Origin of the sequence: Flavobacterium sp. RSSB_23, from assembly GCF_051547145.1 — a bacterium.
Classification (GTDB): domain Bacteria; phylum Bacteroidota; class Bacteroidia; order Flavobacteriales; family Flavobacteriaceae; genus Flavobacterium.
The window spans coordinates 1-2,210 of sequence record NZ_JBPTTO010000031.1; the positions used below are offsets into that span (position 1 = coordinate 1).

At 41.0% G+C, this 2,210-nt stretch carries 1 pseudogene; it reads left to right on the forward strand.

Annotated elements, in window-relative coordinates:
- Nucleotides 1-2,210: pseudogene (locus tag ACSVH9_RS16205) on the forward strand (hypothetical protein); the annotation flags it as partial.

The following is a 2,210-nucleotide window of genomic DNA, read 5'->3' on the forward strand; positions in this document are numbered from 1 at the left end:
TCGAATTGTGATACAGCTACCATCAAAATCAGTGTTGGAGCATCTACTATAATAGCCAACAACGACAGTGTAACAGGCATAAATGGCTATGTTGGTCAAGCCAATATTGTCAATGCGATAACAAATGATATTTTAGATGGACTACCAGTCGAGTTAAAAGATATCACAATATCAGTGGTATTGCCAGCGAAATCAGTAAACTCAGGACCAGTTCCAACCTTAGACACGGCTACAGGACAAGTTAGTGTACCAGCAGGAACACCGGCAAAAACCTATTCGATAACCTACAGAATTTGCGAAAACCTAAACCCAACAGTTTGTGATATTGCCACTATCAAAGTAGAAGTGTTACCAGCGCCAATTGTAGCCAACGACGACAAAAAAATACTGCCAGTAAATGGAGCCACAGGAGCAACGAACGCTATTAACGCATATACAAACGACACCTTTAATGGAGCTACCTTAATCCTAGGGGAACTAAATGTAACGGTGCTAGATTCGCCAACTCCAATTCCAGGAGCAAACGTTCCAGTCTTCGATACTGCTACAGGAATTGTAAGCGTACCAGCGGGTACCCCAGCGGGGCTGTACAGTTTTAGATATCAGATTTGTGAAAAATTAAATCCAGGTAATTGTGACGATGCACTAATCACAGTACGTGTGATAGCAGCTCCGATAGAGGCCAACGATGATTTGGCTATAAACAACAATGGATTTGTAGGAGCCAATAATGTAATGAATGTACTCCCCAATGATAAACTCAACAACAATACAGTTGCACTCACCGATATCATACTGACAGTAATTCAACCAGCTGTATCGATTAATGGAGGACAAGTTCCAACCCTAGACATCGCCACAGCAGAAGTATCCGTTCCAGCGGGTACCGCCAGCGGAATATATGCAATCGAATATCAAATTTGTGAGAAGTTAAACCCAACGAATTGTGACAAAGCCATTGCTTATATTGCGGTTAATAGTCCAGTTATTGTAGCCAATAATGATGGAATAAGTGGTATCAATGGATTTGTAGGAGCAACAGATGCTATCAATGCAATAGCCAATGACAGACTCAATGGAGCCACAATAAATCTATCGCAAATAGCCATTACAGTAACCCAAGGAGCCAATCCAATTAATGGAGGACAAGTTCCGGTACTAAACACAACAACGGGACAAGTGTCTATACCAGCAGGAACTGCAGCGGGTAATTATGTTATCAATTATCAAATTTGCGAAGTACTAAATCCTGCCAATTGCGATAATGCAGCTATTTTAATAGCCGTTGTACCACCGGTAATCGACGCAGTAAACGACACCCCAGCCATTGTTAATGGATCCAATAACAATCCTAATATTATCAATGTACTCACTAATGATCGTTTGAACACAAGTGCCGTTACAATGAGTCAAATCAATTTAACAGAGATGACCCCGGCAACTCCATTATTTGTTGGGGCATTAGTACCAACATTGGATGTAAGCAATGGAGCTATAAGTGTACCGGCAGGAACCCCACAAGGCGCGTACACTATTGAATATCAGATTTGTGAAAAATTGAACCCAGCGAATTGTGATAGAGCAACGGTACTAATACAAGTTGGGGCAGCGCCAATAGATGCAGTTGATGATTTTGTAGGACCAATAAACGGATATGTAGGCAATCTCAATGTAGTAAATGCCTTTACCAGCAATGATACCTTCAATGGAGCAACGGTAACTAGTGCGTTAGTAGAGGCTACGATAGTCAATCCAGCTTCGCCTAGATTCCCAGGAGCCAATGTACCATTGTTAGATATTGCTACAGGAATTGTGAGTGTCCCAGCTGGAACTCCAGTTGGCACTTATACAATAGTGTATAAATTGTGTGAACGTTTGAATCCAACCAATTGTGATGAAGCCATTGTTAGAATCCAAGTGACAGCTGCACCGATAGATGCTGTAGATGACACCGCAACAGGAGTTAATGGATATTTAGGCAATCCAACATTGTTGAATGCTTTTACCAATGACACATTCAATTTAGTGGCATTACCATTGGATAAAATACAAACCACAATCATCAAGCCTGCACTATCCATCAATGGAGGACCAGTTCCAATATTAAATACCAATACAGGTAATGTAAGTGTTCCAGCCAATACACCATCTGGCAACTACACTATTGTGTATCAAATTTGTGAAAAACTCAATCCAACGAATTGTGATCA